At 65.2% G+C, this 19,174-nt stretch carries 15 protein-coding genes and 2 pseudogenes; 9 read left to right on the top strand and 8 right to left on the bottom strand.

Going from position 1 to position 19,174, the window contains the following annotated elements; all coding sequences use genetic code 11:
* Window positions 1-107: 107 nt before the first annotated feature.
* The 3 genes and pseudogenes from NB3_RS20685 to NB3_RS20675 all read right to left on the bottom strand — a co-directional run.
* Window positions 108-1,244 carry a 2Fe-2S iron-sulfur cluster-binding protein gene (locus tag NB3_RS20685; protein WP_067805916.1) on the bottom strand — a complete coding sequence of 379 codons (1,137 nt, stop codon included), beginning with the start codon at window positions 1,242-1,244 and terminating at the stop codon, window positions 108-110.
* A gap of 14 nt (window positions 1,245-1,258) precedes the next feature.
* Window positions 1,259-2,746 (bottom strand): phytoene desaturase family protein, encoded by a 1,488-nt coding sequence (locus tag NB3_RS20680; protein ID WP_067805913.1) that lies wholly within the window; start codon window positions 2,744-2,746, stop codon window positions 1,259-1,261.
* 23 nt (window positions 2,747-2,769) lie between these two features.
* Window positions 2,770-2,940 (bottom strand): annotated as a pseudogene (locus tag NB3_RS20675) (nuclear transport factor 2 family protein); the annotation flags it as partial.
* Window positions 2,941-3,060: 120 nt separating this feature from the next.
* Between NB3_RS20675 and NB3_RS20670 the strand changes: the two are divergent.
* Window positions 3,061-3,636, top strand: a pseudogene (locus NB3_RS20670) (PadR family transcriptional regulator).
* Window positions 3,637-3,703: 67 nt separating this feature from the next.
* On the opposite strand, the gene NB3_RS20665 reads toward NB3_RS20670, so the two are convergent.
* On the bottom strand, window positions 3,704-5,539 hold the full coding sequence (locus NB3_RS20665; protein ID WP_067805907.1) for an acyl-CoA dehydrogenase: 1,836 nt from the start codon (window positions 5,537-5,539) through the stop codon (window positions 3,704-3,706).
* A gap of 247 nt (window positions 5,540-5,786) precedes the next feature.
* Here NB3_RS20665 and NB3_RS20660 point away from each other — a divergent pair, with 247 nt between their 5' ends.
* Both NB3_RS20660 and NB3_RS20655 read left to right on the top strand, forming a co-directional pair.
* On the top strand, window positions 5,787-6,218 hold the full coding sequence (locus NB3_RS20660; protein ID WP_157111914.1) for a type II toxin-antitoxin system Rv0910 family toxin: 432 nt from the start codon (window positions 5,787-5,789) through the stop codon (window positions 6,216-6,218).
* Between the two features lie 398 nt (window positions 6,219-6,616).
* A complete protein-coding gene (locus tag NB3_RS20655; RefSeq protein WP_067805903.1) occupies window positions 6,617-7,912 on the top strand; it encodes an amidohydrolase family protein in 1,296 nt (431 codons plus the stop codon).
* Window positions 7,913-8,210: 298 nt separating this feature from the next.
* Here the strand turns inward: NB3_RS20655 and NB3_RS20650 are convergent, their stop codons facing one another.
* Window positions 8,211-8,921 carry a TetR/AcrR family transcriptional regulator gene (locus tag NB3_RS20650; RefSeq protein ID WP_067805900.1) on the bottom strand — a complete coding sequence of 237 codons (711 nt, stop codon included), beginning with the start codon at window positions 8,919-8,921 and terminating at the stop codon, window positions 8,211-8,213.
* Between the two features lie 43 nt (window positions 8,922-8,964).
* On the opposite strand from NB3_RS20650, the gene NB3_RS20645 reads away from it, so the two are divergent.
* The 5 genes from NB3_RS20645 (at window position 8,965) to NB3_RS20625 (ending at window position 14,388) form a co-directional block, all read left to right on the top strand.
* On the top strand, window positions 8,965-9,885 hold the full coding sequence (locus NB3_RS20645) for an alpha/beta fold hydrolase (protein WP_244892002.1): 921 nt from the start codon (window positions 8,965-8,967) through the stop codon (window positions 9,883-9,885).
* A complete protein-coding gene (locus tag NB3_RS20640) occupies window positions 9,882-10,778 on the top strand; it encodes an alpha/beta fold hydrolase (RefSeq protein ID WP_067805894.1) in 897 nt (298 codons plus the stop codon). The genes NB3_RS20645 and NB3_RS20640 overlap by 4 nt, the downstream gene beginning before the upstream one ends.
* On the top strand, window positions 10,775-12,364 hold the full coding sequence (locus tag NB3_RS20635) for an FAD-dependent monooxygenase (RefSeq protein ID WP_067805891.1): 1,590 nt from the start codon (window positions 10,775-10,777) through the stop codon (window positions 12,362-12,364). Before NB3_RS20640 ends, NB3_RS20635 begins: the two co-directional genes overlap by 4 nt.
* A 629-nt stretch (window positions 12,365-12,993) precedes the next feature.
* Complete coding sequence (locus NB3_RS20630) at window positions 12,994-14,178, top strand: cytochrome P450 (RefSeq protein WP_067805888.1); 1,185 nt, start codon at window positions 12,994-12,996, stop codon at window positions 14,176-14,178.
* Between the two features lie 12 nt (window positions 14,179-14,190).
* Window positions 14,191-14,388 (top strand): ferredoxin, encoded by a 198-nt coding sequence (locus NB3_RS20625; protein ID WP_067805886.1) that lies wholly within the window; start codon window positions 14,191-14,193, stop codon window positions 14,386-14,388.
* 162 nt (window positions 14,389-14,550) lie between these two features.
* Here the strand turns inward: NB3_RS20625 and NB3_RS20620 are convergent, their stop codons facing one another.
* Window positions 14,551-15,588: an MCE family protein gene (locus tag NB3_RS20620; protein WP_084823528.1), complete on the bottom strand. Its 1,038-nt coding sequence runs from the start codon at window positions 15,586-15,588 to the stop codon at window positions 14,551-14,553.
* Between the two features lie 608 nt (window positions 15,589-16,196).
* Between NB3_RS20620 and NB3_RS20615 the strand changes: the two genes are divergently transcribed.
* On the top strand, window positions 16,197-16,694 hold the full coding sequence (locus NB3_RS20615; protein WP_067805884.1) for a TetR/AcrR family transcriptional regulator: 498 nt from the start codon (window positions 16,197-16,199) through the stop codon (window positions 16,692-16,694).
* 94 nt (window positions 16,695-16,788) lie between these two features.
* Here the strand turns inward: NB3_RS20615 and NB3_RS20610 are convergent, their stop codons facing one another.
* Together NB3_RS20610 and NB3_RS20605 are read right to left on the bottom strand one after the other, a co-directional pair.
* Window positions 16,789-17,949 (bottom strand): DUF3500 domain-containing protein, encoded by a 1,161-nt coding sequence (locus NB3_RS20610; protein WP_067805882.1) that lies wholly within the window; start codon window positions 17,947-17,949, stop codon window positions 16,789-16,791.
* The gene (locus NB3_RS20605) at window positions 17,936-18,949 is read right to left on the bottom strand and encodes a zinc-dependent alcohol dehydrogenase (RefSeq protein ID WP_169810722.1); all 1,014 of its coding nucleotides are present in this window, start codon (window positions 18,947-18,949) and stop codon (window positions 17,936-17,938) included. The genes NB3_RS20610 and NB3_RS20605 overlap by 14 nt, the downstream gene beginning before the upstream one ends.
* Window positions 18,950-19,174: the final 225 nt, after the last annotated feature.

Genomic DNA, 19,174 nt, shown 5'->3' with positions numbered 1-19,174 from the left:
CGAAGCAACCGTGATGAGCGTTGTTCCGCCGCACAACGCCGCGCCCTCGGGCTTGGCTGCCTTCTCAGATGACAGCGGTGAATGCGAGTACCGACGTCTGCTGGTGGTCACAGCTCGAGTTCCACGTCGGTCACGGGGTAAGCCACACACGAGTGGGTGTAGCCGAAGGTGCTGTCGGACAGCCGTAGCTTCGCTTCCTCGGCGGTATGTACCCGGCCTTTGCGGATTCGTACCCGGCACAGGCTGCATTCTCCGGAGCGGCAGGCCGCCTCGGGACGGAATCCGTTGTCCTCCAGCGCATCCAGCAGTGGCCTTTTGCGCGGGGTTTGGAAGGAGTGGCTGCCGACGGTGACGGTCACCTCCTCGTCCGGGTCGGCATCGGCCGGCCAGTGCGCCTGTGCGGTGGGATCGGCGGGCGCGCCGTTGGCTTCGAACCGGATGCGCTTGTGTGGCTGACCGAGCGCGGTGAGTTCGGCCGAGGCGAAGGGGTACAGCGCCTGCGGGCCGCACACGTAGACCATGCGGTTGTCGAGCGGACCGGCGAGCGCGGGGATGGTCTCTCGGGTGAGCAACCCGGTGGCGCCGGACCATTCCGGTGTGGGTTCGGCGACGACGTGGTCGACCCTGATGGCGGGGCATTCGACGGCTAGCGCGTCGAGTTCTTCGCGGAAGATGATGTCGGAGGCGTCGCGGGAGCCGTAGATCAGGTGGAATGTCCGGATCGTGCGCTGCTCGGCTATCTCCCGGATCATGCTCATGGCCGGCGCCACGCCGGACCCGCCGGCCAGGAACACCAGATCATCGCCGTGGAAGAGCGGGTTGTGGTGGAAGGTTCCCATCGGTGCGGTGGTGGTCAGCGTCTGCCCGGCCGTGACGGTGTCGAGGAGCAGGTTGCTGATCCTGCCGCGGGGGACCCGCCGCACGGTGAGGTCGTAATGATCCAGCCGCGTCGGGCTCGAGGAGATCGCGTACGGACGACTGGTGCCAGCGAGGAAGACGTTGACGTACTGCCCCGCCAGGAACGGTGGCAGCGGTGCTCCGTCCGGTCGCGCGAGCCGGAAGGTCGCGCTGGTGGCGGTCTCTGTGATCACGTCGGTGACGACGAGGTGCAGGCGATCGGGGTGATAGGTGTCGATGGTGGTGCGAGTCTCGGCGGCGTGGTCTCGGGTGTCGGGTTCGCGGGCCTGGATGAGGGCGAGGATCTGCGCGGCGCCGTCGAAGCGTTCGGCGAGAGGATGTCTCATTGCTGTCTTTCCGTTCAGGCGGCCTTGCGGCGCAGGAGTCGGCGGGCGACGCGGGCGCCGGCCTCGAGGGTGGGTTGGAAGCCGCCGATACCGGCCCACGACCCGGCCAGATGCAGTCCGGGAATATGCGTTTCGCGCTCGCTGTTGCGGAAGAGCCAGCCCTCGGTCGCGTCCTGGTCGTAGCCGTAGATGGCGCCGCCGGGGTGGCGCAGGTAGCGCATCATGGTCAGTGGCGTGGCCACATCGACCTCTTCGATGGCGTCGCGGATGCCGGGCGTGATCGTTTCGCACAGGTCGAGCAGGGTCTGGGCGTAGGCGAATTTGGTGCGCGCGTAGTCGGCGGGTGCCACGTCGCGCCACAGGTCGGCGTATTGCAGTGTCATCAAGCTGACGTGCGTGGCGCCGGCTGGGGCGAACCCGATCGGTGCGACGTCGTAGGAGCTGACACAGATGCCGCGCGCCGGCTCGAGAGTCTGCCAGCTCCGGTAGGTGCGGTCGGCGTCGATGTCGAGGTTGACGAACGTGGTGCTGGTGGTGAAACCCAGTTCGGCCGGTGTCGCGTCCAAGCCCATATGCAGTACGAAACCGGATACGCCGATCTGCCTGGTGGCCAGATCGGCGCGTACGGCGCCGGGGATGTCGATCCCGCGCAGCATCCCGTAGGTGGTGGGCAGCGAAGCGTTGGAAACCACATCGGCGGCGGTGATCTCGGTGCCGTCATCGAGGCGCACACCCAGGACGCGGCCGGCGCCGGTGAGGATCGCCTCGACCCCGGCGTTGAAGCGGACCTCGCCGCCCGCCTGCAGGAAGCTGTCGAGGATCGCGGTCGACATAGCCTGCGAACCGCCGCGCACATGCCAGGGCTTGAACTCGAAGTAGGCGAACAGGGTCAGCGCGAGATCTTGGAACAGCAACTTCGACGGCGGCTGACCCAGATAGGTCCAGTACATCCCCAGGGCGACCGAGATCCGGGCGTCGTCGAAGAATTCCCGGAGAACGTCCGCGAGCGGGCGTAGGCCGTAGCGGAACAGCACCGGATCGACCTGGTCGGCCGGCATGCCGCGCATGGCCGCGATCTGCCAGAACGTGATCTGCTTGACGAGGTCGAAGAACTTCGCCGCGCGGTCTCGGTTGCCGGGGAACTCCGCGTCGATCGCGTCGATGGCGGCGTCCCAGTCGGCGGGCAGCGTCACGTCGAGCTGCCCCGGAACCACGGCCCGGTAGATGTCGTGCTCTTGGACGAACTCGAGCTTGTCCGCGATGCCGAGCTGGGTGAACAGGCCCTCCCGCAGCGACATCGGCTGTCCGTCGGCCCCCACGCCGGATAGCTGGTGCAGCGCCACCTCGAATTCGAAACGACCACGACGGAACGAGGTTCCGCATCCCCCGGGCACGTTGTGTCGTTCCAGCAGCAAGGTTCGGACGCCGGCCCGTTGCAGGGTCGCCGCGGCGGTCAGCCCGGCATTGCCCGCGCCGACGACGATCGCGTCGTAGTCGCTCACGCGCCGACCGCCTGACGCTGGCCGATCTCGCGGACATAGCGGAAGTCCTCGAACACCCGGATGACCGCCGGGAGTATGGCCTTGCCCGGGTACGGCTGGAAGGCCACGGGGTTGGTGAAGACGACGTCGTCGGCCAGCATGGCCGCTACGGCGTCGAGGTCGCGGGCTTCGACGGCTGCTCGGGAAGGATGCATGCCGGTCTCCTCATAGTCAATTTATTGCTTAGCCAAATAGAAGACTAGAACGGACGATGCTCGCTGTCCAGGGCCAATATGGACAAAAATTTGAATAGTCATGGGTTATAACCGGTGGTGATGGCATTACGCAATGCGGTCCTTGCCGGCCTGCTTGGACGGAGAGACCTCCGGATACGACCTCGCCAAGGGCTTCGACGCCTCGGTCGCCAACTTCTGGATGGCCACGCCGCAACAGCTGTACAAGGAACTGGAGCGGATGGCGGCCCACAGGCTCATCGAGACTCGGGTCGTGCAGCAGGAACGCCGGCCGAACAAGCGTCTGCATGTCGTCACCGAGGCCGGACATACCGCATTGCGAGAATTCATCGAGACGCCGTCGAAGCCGGCAGCGATCCGTGACGAGATGATGGTGAAAGTGCAGGGCATGGAGGCCGAGGACGCCGCGGCCGTGCGAGCCGCGCTCACCGAGCGGCTCGAGTGGTCGGCGGCCAAGCTCGCCCGGTACGAGCGCCTACGGACCCGCCTGCTCGACGGGCGGAGCGAGCAGGACTACCTTGCCGAGTTCGAACGAGTCGGCCCCTACCTCACGCTCATGCGGGGTATCTCGTTCGAGCAAGAGAATATCGCTGGGTCGAGTTCGCGCTGTCGGTAATCGATCGCCGGGGGGTTGAGACCCGTCGCGGCGTGCGGTGATTCGGAGTTGGCCGAACGAATCGACCCGTATCACGTTCGACCGACCGAAGCTCGCCGCCGCCCGGCCTCAGAAGGCGCCGTCGGACAGGTCCATCACTGCTGCCGTCACAGATGCCACGAATCGCCTCGCGGAGGTCAGATCCGGCAGGACAGTTCTGGCGAAGAAGTCGCCAACCGCCACTTTGCCCTCGTAGAAGTCGCGATCCTTGGAGGATGGTTCGCCGGAGAGGGCGGCGAGCGCGACTTCGGCTTGCTCCAGCAGTCGCCATCCGATCATGAGGTCACCGAAGGCCATCAAGAACCGCACCGAGGCCAGCCCGATCTTGTACAGCTCGCTCGGCTCTTCCTGAGCTGCCATCAGGTAGCCGACGAGGGCCTGGGTCATGGCCTGTACATCGCCGAGTGCTGTTGCCAGGACGATGCGCAGATCGCTGAGGCGCGCGTCACCGTTGTCATGTTCGAGGAAGTCGGAGATCCGGCCCAGCAGATGGGTCATGGCGACGCCCTGGTCGCGAACGATCTTGCGGAAGAAGAAGTCCAGGGACTGGATAGCGGTGGTGCCCTCGTACAGCGAGTCGATCTTGGCGTCGCGGATGTACTGCTCGATCGGGTAGTCCTGCAGGAAGCCGGAACCGCCGAAGGTCTGCAGTGAGTCGGTCAGGTGCTGGTAGGCACGTTCGGAGCCGACGCCCTTGACGATCGGCAGCAGCAGGTCGTTGACCCGGCGAGCAAGGGTGGCGTCGGCGCCGGACACCTGCTCGGCACTGGCGGCGTCTTGGTGCGCGGCGGCATAGAGGTAAACAGCGCGTAACCCCTCGGCGTACGCCTTCTGCATCAGCAAGCTGCGGCGTACGTCGGGATGGCGGAGAATCACCACCCGCGGCGCGGTCTTGTCGGCCATCTGGGTCAAGTCAGGGCCTTGCACTCGGGTCTTCGCGTACTCGAGCGCGTTGAGGTAGCCGGTGGACAGTGTTGCGATCGCTTTCGTACCCACCGACATTCGCGCGTTCTCGATCACCTTGAACATCTGGGCGATTCCGTCGTGTACGTCGCCGACCAGCCAGCCCTTGGCCGGAACGCCGTGGCCGCCGAAGGTGAGCTCACAGGTGGCGGAAGCCTTCAAACCCATCTTGTGCTCGACGTTGGTGACGAACACTCCGTTGCGGGCTCCCGGTTCGCCTGTGTACGAGTCGAAATGGAATTTCGGCACGAAGAACAAGCTCAGGCCCTTCGTGCCCGGTCCAGCTCCCTGCGGCCGTGCGAGGACGAGGTGGAAGATGTTCTCCGCCAGGTCGTCCGATTCGGCTCCGGTGATGAACCGCTTCACGCCTTCGATGTGCCAGCTGCCGTCGTCTTGTTTCACCGCCTTCGTGCGGCCGGCCCCGACGTCGGAGCCTGCGTCCGGCTCGGTGAGCACCATCGTCCCGCCCCACCGTCGATCGATCGCGATCTTCGCCCACCGTCGCTGCTCGTCATTGCCGACCCGGAACAGCACGTCGGCCATCACGGGCCCCAGCATGTAGAAGAAGACAGCGGGATTGGCGCCGAGTAGCAGCTCGTTGATCGCCCAGGTCACCATCCACGGCGCCGGAGTTCCCCCGAGTTCGGCGGGCAGTCCCAGGAGGAACCACTCCGCGTCCTGCCAGGTCCGCACCGACTTCTTGAAGTCGTCCGGCAGCGCGACCGAATGCGTGTCCGGATCGAAGATCGGCGGATTGCGGTCGGCGTCGGCGAACGAAGCGGCGACCGGACCCTCGGCTTGCCGCGTGGCCTCGGCGAGCATGGAGCGGACTGTATCCGAATCCAATCCCGCGAAGCTGCCGGACCGAAGGATCGCATCGAGATCCATGACCTCGAACATGTTGAACTCGAGGTCGCGGACGTTGCTCTTGTAGTGACCCATAGGGAACCTTTCGTGGCGCACGGGCGACTCCGGCCGACCCAAGACGTATCCATAGTTAGTCAAAAATCTGACTATGAAACTAGTGACCTATATTGCCCTCCGCAAGCAGCGGGTGGAGTCTCGTCGGCGTGCAGGCTCGGCGCGGTCGCATCGCGCCGACGGTGATGTGTCGGTTACTCTCTCAACCATACCGTCATATCGGCAACGGTGTTGCCGATAGTCTGGGCTCGAGGAGAGGGTGGCCGACATGCGTACTGTCGAAGTGAACGCCAGATATGGGGCGCGACCGGAGGAGGTCTGGGCGATCCTCTGCGATCTGCCCCGTTGGAGTGAATGGTTGGCGATTCACAAGGCATGGAAGAGTGACGTGCCGAATCCGGTCACCAGGGGTGTTGTGGTGACGGCGGCTGCGGTGGTCATGAACATGCCGATCTCCATAGATTGGACGGTCGAAGATGTAGCGGAGCCGCACTCGCTCGTCATGGGCGGAACCACCAGAGCCGGTGTCAAGCTGGCCCTCGCTGTTGATCTGCGGGCCGAGTCGGGAGGTACGACTGTCGCCATGGCGGCGAATATCGAGGGTGGAATGATCGACGGGCCGATGGGGGGCATGTTCAAGCGGTCGCTGGTCGGCGCGCTCGACAAGTCGTTGAAAAAGGCCGAGGCCCTGCTGGCTTGAGCGGGCGACCTGGCGATCGAGAGCGACGGTCGTGGTCGGCTCCTCGTGCGCGAACCAATGCGACGGTCTCTCTCGACGCGGGCTCTTGTATCGGTAACACTGTTGCCGATATAGTTGGCCTGCGCTCTCGGGATGACCGGAGACCAAGGTGCTGTGTCGACGCGCACGGTTCGACAGAGAGACCGTGGAGCCTCACGCAACTGGCCTGCTGTGATGCGAACTGAAGGAGAACTTTTGGACGGCCGCACGCTATCGCTACACCGCTTGCCGTACGGCACGACTGGTCGTCGGCGTTGGGCTTCGGGTGCTACCAAGAGCGGTTGGGATCTGGCGAGGGGGGTGGACAAGCGATGACAACCGGGAATCGACTGCTCTTGCGTGGTGGGATCGTTCTCACCATGGATGCCGATCTCGGCGATTACGAACGCGCCGACGTGCTCATCGAAGACGGCAGAATCGCCAGTGTCGGGGCGGATCTGGGCACCGATGGCGTCATGGTGATCGAGTGCGAAGGAAAGATTGTCCTTCCCGGGTTCGTGAACTCACACCATCACATGTTTCAGACCGCCTTACGGTCGTACTGGTCCGATGCGCTGGACTCCGACTATTTCCTGCAGTCGCGCTTCGGCACCGACGGGCTGTTCCATCAGTACACGCCTGAGGACGTGTACTGGGGTGAGTTCGGCGGGGCTTTGGAGAATCTGGCAGCGGGCACCACGACCGTCGTCGATACCTCGCAATGCTCCTACACTCCCGAACACACCGACGCGGCACTGGATGGCATCCGCCGCTCCGGCATCCGTTGCGTTTTCAGTTTCTCGCCGTGTTTCGGTGACCATGAACCCGCGCCGTCGTACGCCCATCCGGAAGACATTCATCGCCTGCAACAGACCGCCGCTACAAGGGATGGAGACCTTGTTCGCATGGCGTTGGGCTATCACGTCGATGAAGACCTGTTCCAACTCGCCAAGGAACTACAGCTGCCCGTCTTCGCGCATGTCAACGATGTCAACTGGGGGCGTGCACTCGAAGAGTTCGAGACGCAAGGGCTCCTCGGGCCATGGATCACCTACATCCATTGCCTCGGCCTGGAGGATCCGGCCTGGCGGGTGATCGAGCGTACCGGTGGCAAAGTATCGGTCTCGTCCGTCGCCGAACAGTCCCTCGCCATGGGACGGCCCGCATTGCAAGCCGCACTCGATCACCGGATCCCGGTGAGCTTCGGCACGGATGCCGTCAGCATCGCGCCCGTGGACTTCTTCTCGCAGATGCGCGCGGCCTACGTGCTGCAGCGAAGCGGAATCCCGCCACTGGTGGATGAAGCGTCGGAAACGGTGTCGCCGTTGTCGACCCGCGACATCCTTCGGATGGCGACGCTCGGCGGAGCCCAGGCTGCTCATCTCGACCATCTCGTCGGCTCGCTCACCCCGGGCAAACGAGCCGACATCATCGTCTTGAACGCACGCACGCTCAACGCGGGCCCGGTCAATCACGCGCCCGGCGCCATCGTCCAATTGATGGACACAAGCAACGTCGACACGGTCATCGTCGACGGATGGGTGGTCAAACGGGGTGGCCGACTGGTCGGTGTGGATGTGGAGGACGTGCTCGAGCATCTCCATCGATCGGCGGCCGGTATCGTGCGACGCTCCGGCACAGCAGATGTCCTCCTGACCGGTTGCCGACAGCGATAGGCTGCGCTGCTCGCACGACCGGCGGGCGAACAGCCGGGCGCTCGGCATACTGCGTACACGCGCCACGCTGATGCGCCCTGGGCACCAGCCCGTAGCCGCGTCGGCCTCGCTGATCCGACACAGGGGCGCCGCCGTCGCGCGATCTCGAGGCGGGCAGCATGGACGCACCTCGTCGACTCTGGCATCGCACCGGTTCTCGGCGTCTTCGGAGGTCGTCGCGGTAACGCTGCCGGGCCGACTTGTCGGCGAACACTGCCGACTCGGGCGTGAGGTTCGACCGCGGAAACGAGCACCCGCGTCAGGTCGAGCCGGTCGAGTCCCTTTCTGTGGCGCGCAGGTCCACGAGGCCTGCGACGAGCAATCGCAGACCGAAGCGGAACTCGTCCTCCAAGGTCTGCGTGGGTAGGCAGTCGGCGACGGCGACCGTGGCGGGGAACTGTGTCGGATCGAGCCGGCGATACAGAGCGGTGAGGCCGGCGGGCTCGATGTTGGCTTCGGTGTTGTGGCCCTGTAGCTGGGCGGCGAACCCGATGACATAGCGGGCCACGGTGGCGTACACCAAAGCCGCGCGTTCCGGGGAGAAGTCGTTGGCAAGCAACATCGTTAAGATCCGCTCACGCAACATGAGCGCATTGGGGCCGGTCGGTACCTGCTCGATGAGCAGGGGTGCGACACCGCGATGGCGGTGCAGGGTCGAGAACATGGCTTCGGCGGCGGCCGCGCACGCGCGCTGCCAGTCGCCCTCGGGTGCGTTGTCCTCGATCTCCACCTCGCCGAGCACCCGGTCGACCACGTGGCCGATGAGCTCGGCGCGATTGGCGACGGCCCGGTACAGCACCGCCGTGCCGGTGTCGAGACGTTGGGCCAGGGTGCGCATCGACAAGGCGTCGGGCCCTTCCTCGTCGACGATGCGCGTCGCGGTGGCCACGATCCGGTCGAACGGCACCCGTGGGCGACCGGGGGAGCGGCGTGCCGGAGTCTCGGCGGTATCTGAATCGGAGGCGGTCACAACTTCATTCTCTCGTACCGGCGGACCGGCGCATCCGACCACCATGATATCGGACACGTTGTTGCCGATATGGGTTGACCTGAGGAAAATTATAGGCAACACTGTTGCCATTATGAGTAGACGAGTAGCCGTCGATGACTACATCGACCCTGATTCGCGCTTCGCGCTCGTCGAGGGCCACAAGCTCCACTACAAGCGGGCTGGTGCGGGGCCCTCCGTGCTGCTGCTCCATGGCAGTGGCTCATCACTGCACTGCTTCGACGAGGTGGCCTCGGCGTTGTCCTCGTCCTTCGACGTGATCCGGCTGGATCTGCCCGGGTTCGGCCTCACGGGGCCGCGCGCAGACCGCGACTACAAGGTGCGAACGTTCGCCAGAACTGTCGCCGCGTTCCTGGACTCGCTGGGGGTGCCGAAGGCATCGGTGGTGGGCAATTCGCTGGGTGGCAACGTCGCCTGGAACTTCGCTCTGGATTACCCGGGAGGGGTGGATCGTCTGGTATTGATCAATGCCACGGGCTATCCGGGTAAATCGCTTCCGCTGGCGCTGCGCCTGGCGAGGAACCCTATCGGTCGGGTGTTGTTGCGGCGCTTGTCATCTCGCGCCGCCACCGCACGCAGCCTGCGCTCGGCGGTTGGGTCGCGGTCGGTGGTGGACGACGCGATGGTCGACCGGGTGCACGCCATGCTGACCCGGCCGGGTAACCAGCAGGCATTCATCGACTTCGCCAATACCGACCAGATCGACCGCACCGCCGAGATCCCGGCCATCACCGCGCCCACGTTGGTACTGCGCAGCGCGTCGATCGACGGTCAGCATTTCACCCGCGACATCCCGGGCTCCCGCGAACGGGTGCACCCTGGCGCCGGGCACCTGCTTCCCGACGAAGACCCGGGATGGGTGGCAGGCGCGGTCCTCGACTTCTTGACCACCGAGCCGACCTCGCAGACGAAAGGCCGGAGATGAAGTACTTCGTGGCCCGCGGAGAAAACCGCCGCTTGGACCAGAACAGCCGCTCCGGGCTGCGCGGTGACTTCCTCCAGTGCCGCGACGGAGTCACCCACTACGAGCTGACCGGACCCATCGGAGCTGAGACTGTCGTCTTCGTGGGTGGGCTGACCGTCCCCCTGTTCTACTGGGACGACCTCGCCGCCGAACTCTTGCGGCGCGGATTTCGCACCCTCACCTACAGCGCATACGGACGCGGTTACTCCGAGCGGGTGCGAGCCTCCTACGACGAGTCACTGTTCGTGCGGCAACTGACCGATCTGACCGAACGACTGGGACTTCACGAGCCCTACCACCTCGTCGGAACCTCGATGGGGGCGCTGGTCGCCATGGCCTTCGCCGCAGTGCACACCGACCGACTGGCGACAATGACCTTGGCGGGCCCGGCTGGGTTACAGCCCGAACCTGCCGCCGCACGGCTACTGCGCCACGAGTGGTGGGGGACCGTCCTGGCCAGAATGCTGGGCAGCAGAATGCTCGACCGGCACCTCTCGCACAATGTTCGCGACCCGGAACGATCTGCGGCGCTGACGGCGATGGTGCGGGAGTGCTACCAGTTCGAAGGCTCGATCTATGCCTTGGCGGCCACGCTCGCCGATTTCCCGCTGTCCGCCCGCCACGACCTCTACTGGAGTACCGGACACCTACCGGTGCCGCGCATGTTGCTGTGGGGCGACGAAGACCAGGTCACACCCATCACCAGTTACGACGAGGTGTGCGCGCTGCTGGCTCCCACCGAGTCGCACATTCTCTCGCCGTGCGGGCACATGGTCCCCTACGAGGAGCCGGTCGAAATGAGTAAGAGGTTCACCGCTTTCGTCCACGGAGCCAAGGATGGGGTACGGCGATGACGACCCCGCCTGATACAGAACTCGTCGACGTTCTCGTCGTCGGCGCCGGGCCCGCCGGCACCGCGTTGGCGATCGATCTGACTCGTCGCGGGCTGGCGATACGGATCATCGACAAGGCCGCGCACGCCTTCGAGGGTTCGCGAGCCAAAGGCATCCAGCCGCGGAGCCTGGAAGTGCTCGAGGACCTCGGCGTCCTCGACGACATCCTCGCCGGAGGAGCCACCTACCCACCGTTGGGCATCCATGCCGGTCCCGTGACCATCCCTTGGCACATGCAGTCGCGTAATGCGGTGACATCCGATGTGCCACATCCGAACACGTGGCTGATCCCCCAGTTCCGCACCGACGACGCGCTGCGCGCCGGGCTGCGGCGACTCGGCGGAACGGTCGAAACAGAATGCGAGCTGCTCGGATTCGAGCAGCGTCCGGATGCCGTGGTGGCGACCGTAACCGGACCCGGCGGCGTGCACGAGATCGCCGCCCGCTATCTCGTCGGCGCCGACGGCGGAGCCAGCGCAGTCCGCAAGAGCTCGGGTATCGCGTTCGAGGGCTCGACGGACGAGTCCGATCGGATGATCATCATCGACGCCGTGGTGGAAGGTCTTTCCCGGGACCGCTGGCATGTGTGGCCCCGGCCTGGTGGTCGATTCGTCGGTGCGTGCCCGCTGCCGCATTCCGAGCAGTTCCAGTGGATGATACGGCTGGCGCCCGACGAGCAGCCATCCCTCGACGACGACGACCTGACCCACCGCATCCGCGTGCACACTGGCAACACACGTATCCGCCTGTCGCGGATCAGTTGGAAGACGGTGTTCCGCCCCAATATCCGTCTGGCCCAGCAGTACCGGTCAGGACGGATACTGCTCGTCGGTGACGCCGCTCATGTACACACCCCGGCGGGTGCGCAGGGACTCAATACCGGCCTGCAGGACGCCTACAACCTCGGCTGGAAACTCGCTCAAGTGCTCGCGGGGGCGCCCGACAGCCTCCTCGACAGTTACGAGGCCGAACGGCAGCCGATCGCGGCCGGTGTACTGGGTTTGTCGACCAAAAAATACGAGGGGCTGTCCAAACTCGACCCGTCGTCCATCAAACGCGGCAACGACGAACGCCAACTCGGCCTGCATTACCGTGGTGGACCGTTGACAACGGCCGAGGCCGAACGGACCGCGACCCTGCAGGTCGGTGACCGTGCCCCGGACGCGAGATTGCTGAATGCGACGGGGGGATCGCAGCGGTTGTTCGACCTTTTCTCCGGTCCGCACTTCACCGCGCTCGCCTACGGTCCCGCGGCGGCCGCGGACCTGGCAGCACTACCCTGGCCCGCGGCCGGTGCGGAACTGAGACGAGTCGCCATCGACAGCGGGAAGCAGGCGGCGGTCGATGTGGCCCTTGTCGACATCACCGATTCCTTCGCTCGGATCTACGGCGTGAGCGACTCCACGCTGCTGCTGATCCGCCCCGACGGCTACATCGGCGCCATCGCCACCACCGATCGGACGTCACGGACGCTGAAGGCCCTCAGCGCGATGACCCCGGAGTTGGCGGCTACCTCTGCGCCGCATACCCCGGAGACGCGGGCATGACTCGCAACGTCATTCGCTGGAATCGCCCTCTTGCCAGGTGGCAGTGCGAGGACAGCGACACGGCGATCATTTCGGGGCTGATCCTTCGAACGTCGGAGCCTCCATGTTGTGGCATCTAGCGGTGGACTTCGGACTGGGTGCACCACTACATTTCGTCGCCTCACGTGAGGCTGCCGTCGCATTCGCCCGCGAGTCCACCGAAGGCGGTTGGGCGCGGTCGGCCGCGGTCGACCAGCAGGTGGACGAAAGCTACCCAGCATGCCGTGCCAGAGACTGTACCCGGTACAGAGCGCAGCGGATCGCGCGCGCAGCACCCATCGTCTCTGATACCTGCGCGAGATGGCAGACGGGATCGTGGGCTGTGCGGGCAGCCCGACAGGCGCGCCACCCGGGTTTCGCGCGAAATTCGGCGGCCGGGAGGCGGCCGCTGGAGTCGGCCTGAGCTGACCGCTGCTCGTTGGCAGACCTGGCGGCCGCGGCTGCATCGGGCTGGTTGTCGACGTGCATCGGCACCCCGGTGACTCGACGCAGTCCCAGCGCCGAGCGCAGCAGCCGGCGGGCTGCGACGTCGCGCGGAGCCGGGCTCGGTCGCCACCGTCCGCTGACTGTCCTGTTTTGAAGGAGTTTCGATGCGTAACCGCAGTGTGGCCCCGGCTTATGAGCCCGATCTCTACTCCCGGGCGGCGATACACGACCCTTATCCGCACTATGCGCGGCTGCGCGAGCTGGGGCCGGTGGTGTGGCTCGCCAAGCAGCGTGCTTACGCGTTGCCTCGTTACGCGGAATGCAAAGCCGTGCTCTTGGATGACGAGACCTTCGTCTCCGGCGCGGGCGTCGCGTTGAATCCGGTGGCCAACCGCCTCTCCCGCGGCACCACCCTCAACAGCGACGGCGAGGACCACAGCCGTCGGCGCGCCCTACTGGCGCACCGACTCACACCCAGGGCACTGCGCGCGCTGCGGGCAACGGTAGACCAGCAGGCAGTGGCGGCGGTCGAGGCCGCGGTCTCACGCGGTGAAATCGACGGTGTCGAACTCGCGACGGCCCTCCCGATGTCGGTCGTACCGGATCTGATCGGCTGGCCACAACACGGTCGCGAGCACCTACTGCGCTGGGCCGGTGCGACCTTCGACTCGTTGGGTCCGATCAACGGCCGATCGATCCGGACCGCTCCGGCGAGTGCGGAGATGATGCGCTTCACCCGGCGGCTCGCCCGCGATCGAGACCTTCTGCCCGGTAGTGCGGGGGAGGAAATCCTGCGGGCTGCCGATGAAGGCCAGGTCCAACGCTCGGAATGCCCGGCGTTGCTGATCGACTACCTCGCTCCATCGCTGGACACCACGATCGGGGCCATCTCCGGCGCTTTATATCTCTTCGCCACCCACCCCTACCAATGGCAGATGCTGCGGGCGGACCCGGCCAAGATTTCGAACGCCGTGAACGAGGTGGTGCGGTACGAGTCACCACTGCGAGCTTTCTCGCGCAAGGCGATCCGCGATACGGCGGTGTCGGGGACCACGATCCCCGGAGGCGCGCGGGTGGTGGTCATCTACGCCTCCGCCAACCGAGATCCGCGAGAGTGGAAAGATCCGGACAGGTTCGACATCCGCCGCGACGCCTCCCGTCAACTCGGTTTCGGACACGGCACCCACGGGTGCGCCGGACAGGGCCTGGCGCGGCTGGAAACCCAAGCCGTGCTCCGTGCGCTGATCGACCGCGTCGAACGCATTGAGATCGCCGGTCCAGGCGAATGGGCGATCAACAACATCATCCATCGCTTCGAACACCTTCCCCTCCGATTGATTCCCGCCTGAAAGGCCCTCGCGATGAAGATCTCCGTCGACTACCCGCGCTGCGAAGGTCATGGCCTGTGCGCCGGACAGGCCCCCGCTGTGTTCACCCTCGATGACGACGCCCAACTGACCTACCGATTCGAGGGCGCCGACGTCCCCGACGAGTACGTAACGGTTGCCCGAGCGGCCGTCGACTCCTGCCCGGTCGCCGCCCTCCGAGAACAGTCGTGAAACCGCTCGGCTGGGATATCGGCGATGCGGGATCGGCCGTCGTGGCTTGTGGCATACGCGAACCGGGTCCCCCAGTCGCGGGCCATGGCCGATGCGCTGCGCGGTTGACCTGCTGGTCTGTTCCGAACCGCACCGGGGTCGGCCGGGGCGACGATCGCGACGCTACTTCGTCAGTCCGAGCAGTGCGGCGGTCAGGCCGTAGTCGGGGCCGAAGTCCTGCATGTTCCCGGTACGGCAGCCGTCGGCCTTCATCTGTAGACGCTCGCAGAACAAGCTGATGATTTCGCCGTTGAGCGCGGTGGGAATAATGAAATGGACTCGCGCACGACGGTTCTCGCGGTCGATGAGATTATCGAAGTTCTGCAGCACCATGGGTGCGAGGTCGGCGACTTCGGTAAGACCGGAGGCGTTGTCGCGAAGCTGGCGGGTTACGTTCGTAAGCCCGGTCAAGGTGCCCGCGAGTTGGTCCTGGTACTGTCCGAGCGCGCCGGAGGTGTTGGCCAGGAAGGTGGTCAGCTGGTCTAGTGTCGCCTGCAAGCCGGGGGATTGCTCGGCGAGCAGACCGGACATCTGGGTCATCCGGTCGCTGAAATCGCGGATCGTTTGGTCGTTCTCGGCGAGTATCGTGGTGAGCTCGTTGAGCCTGAGGACGATGTTGGAGACCGCGTCCTTGTTGTCGACACCGACCTTCAGTGCGGCCGATAGCGCTTCGAGGGTGTCCCGGATCTTTGCGCCGTTGCCATCGAGCATGGGGTAGAGCACCCGACCCGACATCGGGCCGAGCCCCTCGGCTCCTTCCTGCGGCTTCAGTGCCGCCGCGAACTGATCGATGGTCTTGATCATGGTGTCCAACTCGACGGGGGTCTTGGTCCGCGACTTCGGCAGGTGAGCACCGTCGGAGAGAGTTTCGCCCTGGGTGTAGACCGGAGTGAGCTCGATGTGGCGATCGGTGACAATGGATGGCGAGATAATCGCCGCCACTGCCTCTTCCGGAATCTTCACCTGAGGTTCGATCGACAAGCGCACCTCGATGAACGTGCCTTTCGGGGTGACCTTCTCGACCTTGCCGACCTCTAGTCCGAGGACGGTGACCGGGTTTCCTTCGTAGATGCCGGCGATGCTGTCGAAATCAGCGGTGATGTGCGTGGTATCCCGCCACGCGTCGTCGGCCGCGTTCGGCAGTAGCGAGCAACTGCCCATCGTAATCGCCGTTGCGCTGATCGCGAGAGCTTTGACCGGCCCGAACTTGATCGCCGAATGGAACTTCAGCACGCACGCCTCACTGTCTTGCCTGATGCTTCACCCCCTTTGGAGATGAAGATCGCTCGGTTGTAGGGGAGCGATCTCGCGGAATCCCGCCGGGTGCCTTCTCCTGTGCTCGGACACGCGGGGCGGGAGCGTTCTCTCGCTCGACGGTCCACCTAATTCGGCTACACCGTATCCGAATTGGGGGGTGTTGCCAAGCCGTCGAAGGCTCCGTCGACGCATATGGAAGCAACGGGTCGCGCCGTGCCGGTTGCGTCCGCGGCCTCGCTGGTGAAGCGATCGAATCTCGTGCGCTCGCCGAGCCGGGCGGCAGTGTTGCGTGGCCGTCCATTGACGGCCAGCCGTATAACGGCGACACTGTAACCATTATGGGAGGACGCGTTGCTGTCGGTGAGCAGATCGGCCCGGAGTCAGTCCGGGGCCGGCCCCTCGAAGGGGGCACTAGCGCGCCATCGCCGCAGCCGATCACCGGTCGTTTGGACGCGCGGGCACGGAGCGCTCTTCGTACACGTGCGGCACTGATCCGCTCCGGGCGGTGGGCATTGGCCAGCGATCTGGCCGGGAGGATCGGCATCGCCGGTCTGGCGCGGGAGGCCGGTGTCGCGACCGGATCCTTTTACAACCACTTCAGTAGCAAAGACGAACTTTTCGATACAGTCATCGCCGAGGTGATCGAGGAGGTGGCGCGAATCCTCGACAGCGCTGCCGCGGGTATCGATGACCCTGCCGACATAGTCCTCGCGCACTTACATGCGCTCGGCGAGGTCGGCATCGGCCACCCTGATATCGCCGCGATCGTCCTTTCGATGAGATACCGGATCCTCGAAGACCCGGACATCAGATCACGTCTGGCCGCGGGCATTCGGTCCGGAGTGTCGGCGGAGCGCTTCCACGTGCACGATCTGAGCGCCGCTCTCGATCTGCTCGGCGGAGTCGTCCTGGCGATGCTGCGAACGTCGCAGCGCGATTCGGCCGCCTTGACAGCGGCATGGATGGATATCCTCGCGCAGCAGGCGCTCAATTCGCTGGGCCACCGTTGAGGGCGCGGCGAACTGGCGTCACGCTGAACGAATCAGGCGGAGCCCATCGACCGGTCTCCGCCGCCGTTCCTGTCCCGCATTCCCGCTGCTCTTCTCAATGCGCGGAGCGCCGGCGATGTTCGGCCAGACTGTCCAGCCCGAAATCCGAGCGCAGATCTCGCCAGACCGAGTGGGCATGGTTGGCCTGGCGCTGGGTGTTGTCGTATTCGATGAGCAGCTCGGGGCCCTGGATTCGGTAGTAGTGCGGTTCCCCGGCCTCGAGGCTGCCTGCCCATCCGAAGTGGACCTCGTCGAGTACGTCGTCGGCTGCATAATACGCGGCGTGGACTTCGGCGAGTGCGCTCGGCGCACGACCGGTGTACAGGCTGATCAGCTGCCGTAGTAGGTGCCGGTGTTCTGGGTCGAGGTCGCGCGCGGCCAGACCTTTGGGGGGAATGGAGATCGCCATGGCCGCATGGTCGGCTGCGGTGTATCCGCTACCGCTTTCGGCGCGCATGTCGATGTCGTCGACCAGCTTTCGCAGCGCCGGATCGGTGAATCTGCCGCGCCAGAGATCCTGCATGTGCATCATCGCGTCGCCGTGGGCGATGGTCGGCCGGTTGCCGGAGACGATGTCGGATATGGCGTTGGTGTGCAGTAGTGCCGTGTGGTATCGGTCGGGGTCCAGTGACCGGGCCAGGTGCCGCGCCGTTTCTTCCGGCCCGCCCAGCGGCCGTAGCGTGCCGCCGAGCAGGGCGGTGGCGGCTGGATCGGCTCCGATGAAGCACGGTGTCGTCGAGACGATGCGCCCGCCGATGATCAGGTTGTTCAACGAGATATGGTGGCCGCCGAAGCGCCATGCCCAAACCCGGTCACCTGGTCGGCCGAACAACCTCAGCCAGTACAGGCCGGGATCCCGGCCCCGTTGCCGTCCCCAGCGGACTTGCCATCCTTCGACCTGATCGAGGACGTTCTCCAGGCCCATTACGGTGGCGACGGTCGCGTATCCGGCCTCGGACAGTCCCGAGGCGACCAGTCGCATCGCCAAGCCCTGCTGACGTGCGGTTTGGTCGCGCAGGGCGAGTCCACCGTGGTCGGTCGGGGTGTAGAACCAGCGAAGCCGTTCGGCCTCCGCGTCCGGAGCCAGAGGCGAGTCGAACTGCGCTCGGATCAGTTGATCCGGGGCGAGCGACTCCAGCCATGCTGCCGCGCAGGCGGCCATGTCGGTGGCGACCAGCTCGCGGACCGGAGCAAGCGTGGCCTCATCCGGTGACATCGAGCATGACCTTGATCGCGTTGTCTCGCCGTTCGGCGTAGGTGTCGAAAGCTTCGGCGATGTCTTCGAGCGGGAAATGGTGGGTCACCAGGGGGCTGGTGTGCAGTCGTCCGCGCGATGCCAGCGACAGGGCCCTCGCTACCGAGTTCGCGCCTTCGCCGCGGATGGTGTTGATCGAGATTCCGTTCATGACAGCGTGATTGAGGTCGGCGGTCACCGGCTGTTCGAAGAATCCCGCCAACACGATTCTGCCGCCGCGCTTGACCATGTGGATCGCGTCGTCGACGGCGCCGACAGCCCCGGAGCACTCCACGACGATATCGGGGCCGAGTCCGCCGGTGATTTCCCGAACCGCGGCGACGGCGTCCTCCTCGCGGGAGTTGATCAGATAGTCGGCATCGAATTGCTTCCCGATCTCCAGTCGGCTGTTGCGGGTGCCTACGAGCATCACCGGGTCGGCTCCGAGTTCGCGGGCGACCTGGACGGCCATCAATCCGATGGGGCCGGGACCGATCACCGCGACCCCGGCGCTCACCAGCAGCGAGTCGAGTACGTCAAAAGCGTGCATCACGGTGCCGGCGGTGGTCAGCACGACGGCCGAGTCGAAGTCGATGTGATCGGGAAGCCGGTAGAGCGTGGAGACGTGGTTGACGACATATTCGGCGAAGCCGCCGTTGACCGTCATCCCCTGTGTCCGATGGCCTTTGGCCTGGTTGCCGTAGTTCAAACAGTCCGTGTAGGAGCCGGACAGGCAGTTCACGCATCGCATGCAGCCCCGATGCGCCTCGGTGACGACCCGATCGCCGACAGCGAACTCGTCGACGGCGCTGCCGACCGCGACCACGACGCCCGCGTACTCGTGGCCGGGGATGAAGGTGTCCGGCGCCGGGCCGGCTCCGTGGAAGAAGCGACGGCTGCGGACCTTGAGGTCGGTGCCGCACAATGACGCCCGGTGCACCCGCACAAGAACGTCGTCCGGGCCCGGACGGGGCACTGGCATGGTTTTGGTCCTGATAATTCCCGGCTCACCGATCACTGCCGCGAGCATTGTTTCCGGAAAGGGCATCATGTTGCTTTCGTTGTCGTCTTATGGTCCATCGGCAGGCTATGTGAGCGATTTATTTCCTGTCTAACGAAGCGGAGGCAGTCATCGTGGGATAATTCTTGCCGATCATGCCCCCTTGCTGCATGTATAAGGTTTCCCTATAGGGTGCGGTGAATATTC

Origin of the sequence: Nocardia beijingensis NBRC 16342, assembly GCF_001612785.1 — a bacterium.
Classification (GTDB): domain Bacteria; phylum Actinomycetota; class Actinomycetes; order Mycobacteriales; family Mycobacteriaceae; genus Nocardia; species Nocardia beijingensis.
The sequence above is the reverse complement of the archived record's forward strand: the minus strand, read 5'-3'. Positions and strand labels throughout refer to the sequence as shown.

Bases quoted from the DNA above. Each gene is read 5' to 3' on its own strand.
- NB3_RS20685 (WP_067805916.1), bottom strand. From the start codon at position 1,244: ATGAGACATCCTCTCGCCGAACGCTTCGACGGCGCCGCGCAGATCCTC.
- NB3_RS20605 (WP_169810722.1), bottom strand. From the start codon at position 18,949: ATGCCAGTGCCCCGTCCGGGCCCGGACGACGTTCTTGTGCGGGTGCAC.
- NB3_RS20640 (WP_067805894.1), top strand. From the start codon at position 9,882: ATGAAGTACTTCGTGGCCCGCGGAGAAAACCGCCGCTTGGACCAGAAC.
- NB3_RS20660 (WP_157111914.1), top strand. From the start codon at position 5,787: ATGCGTACTGTCGAAGTGAACGCCAGATATGGGGCGCGACCGGAGGAG.
- NB3_RS20665 (WP_067805907.1), bottom strand. From the start codon at position 5,539: ATGGGTCACTACAAGAGCAACGTCCGCGACCTCGAGTTCAACATGTTC.
- NB3_RS20610 (WP_067805882.1), bottom strand. From the start codon at position 17,949: ATGTCACCGGATGAGGCCACGCTTGCTCCGGTCCGCGAGCTGGTCGCC.
- NB3_RS20635 (WP_067805891.1), top strand. From the start codon at position 10,775: ATGACGACCCCGCCTGATACAGAACTCGTCGACGTTCTCGTCGTCGGC.
- NB3_RS20645 (WP_244892002.1), top strand. From the start codon at position 8,965: ATGATATCGGACACGTTGTTGCCGATATGGGTTGACCTGAGGAAAATT.
- NB3_RS20655 (WP_067805903.1), top strand. From the start codon at position 6,617: ATGGATGCCGATCTCGGCGATTACGAACGCGCCGACGTGCTCATCGAA.
- NB3_RS20630 (WP_067805888.1), top strand. From the start codon at position 12,994: ATGCGTAACCGCAGTGTGGCCCCGGCTTATGAGCCCGATCTCTACTCC.
- NB3_RS20620 (WP_084823528.1), bottom strand. From the start codon at position 15,588: ATGGGCAGTTGCTCGCTACTGCCGAACGCGGCCGACGACGCGTGGCGG.
- NB3_RS20625 (WP_067805886.1), top strand. From the start codon at position 14,191: ATGAAGATCTCCGTCGACTACCCGCGCTGCGAAGGTCATGGCCTGTGC.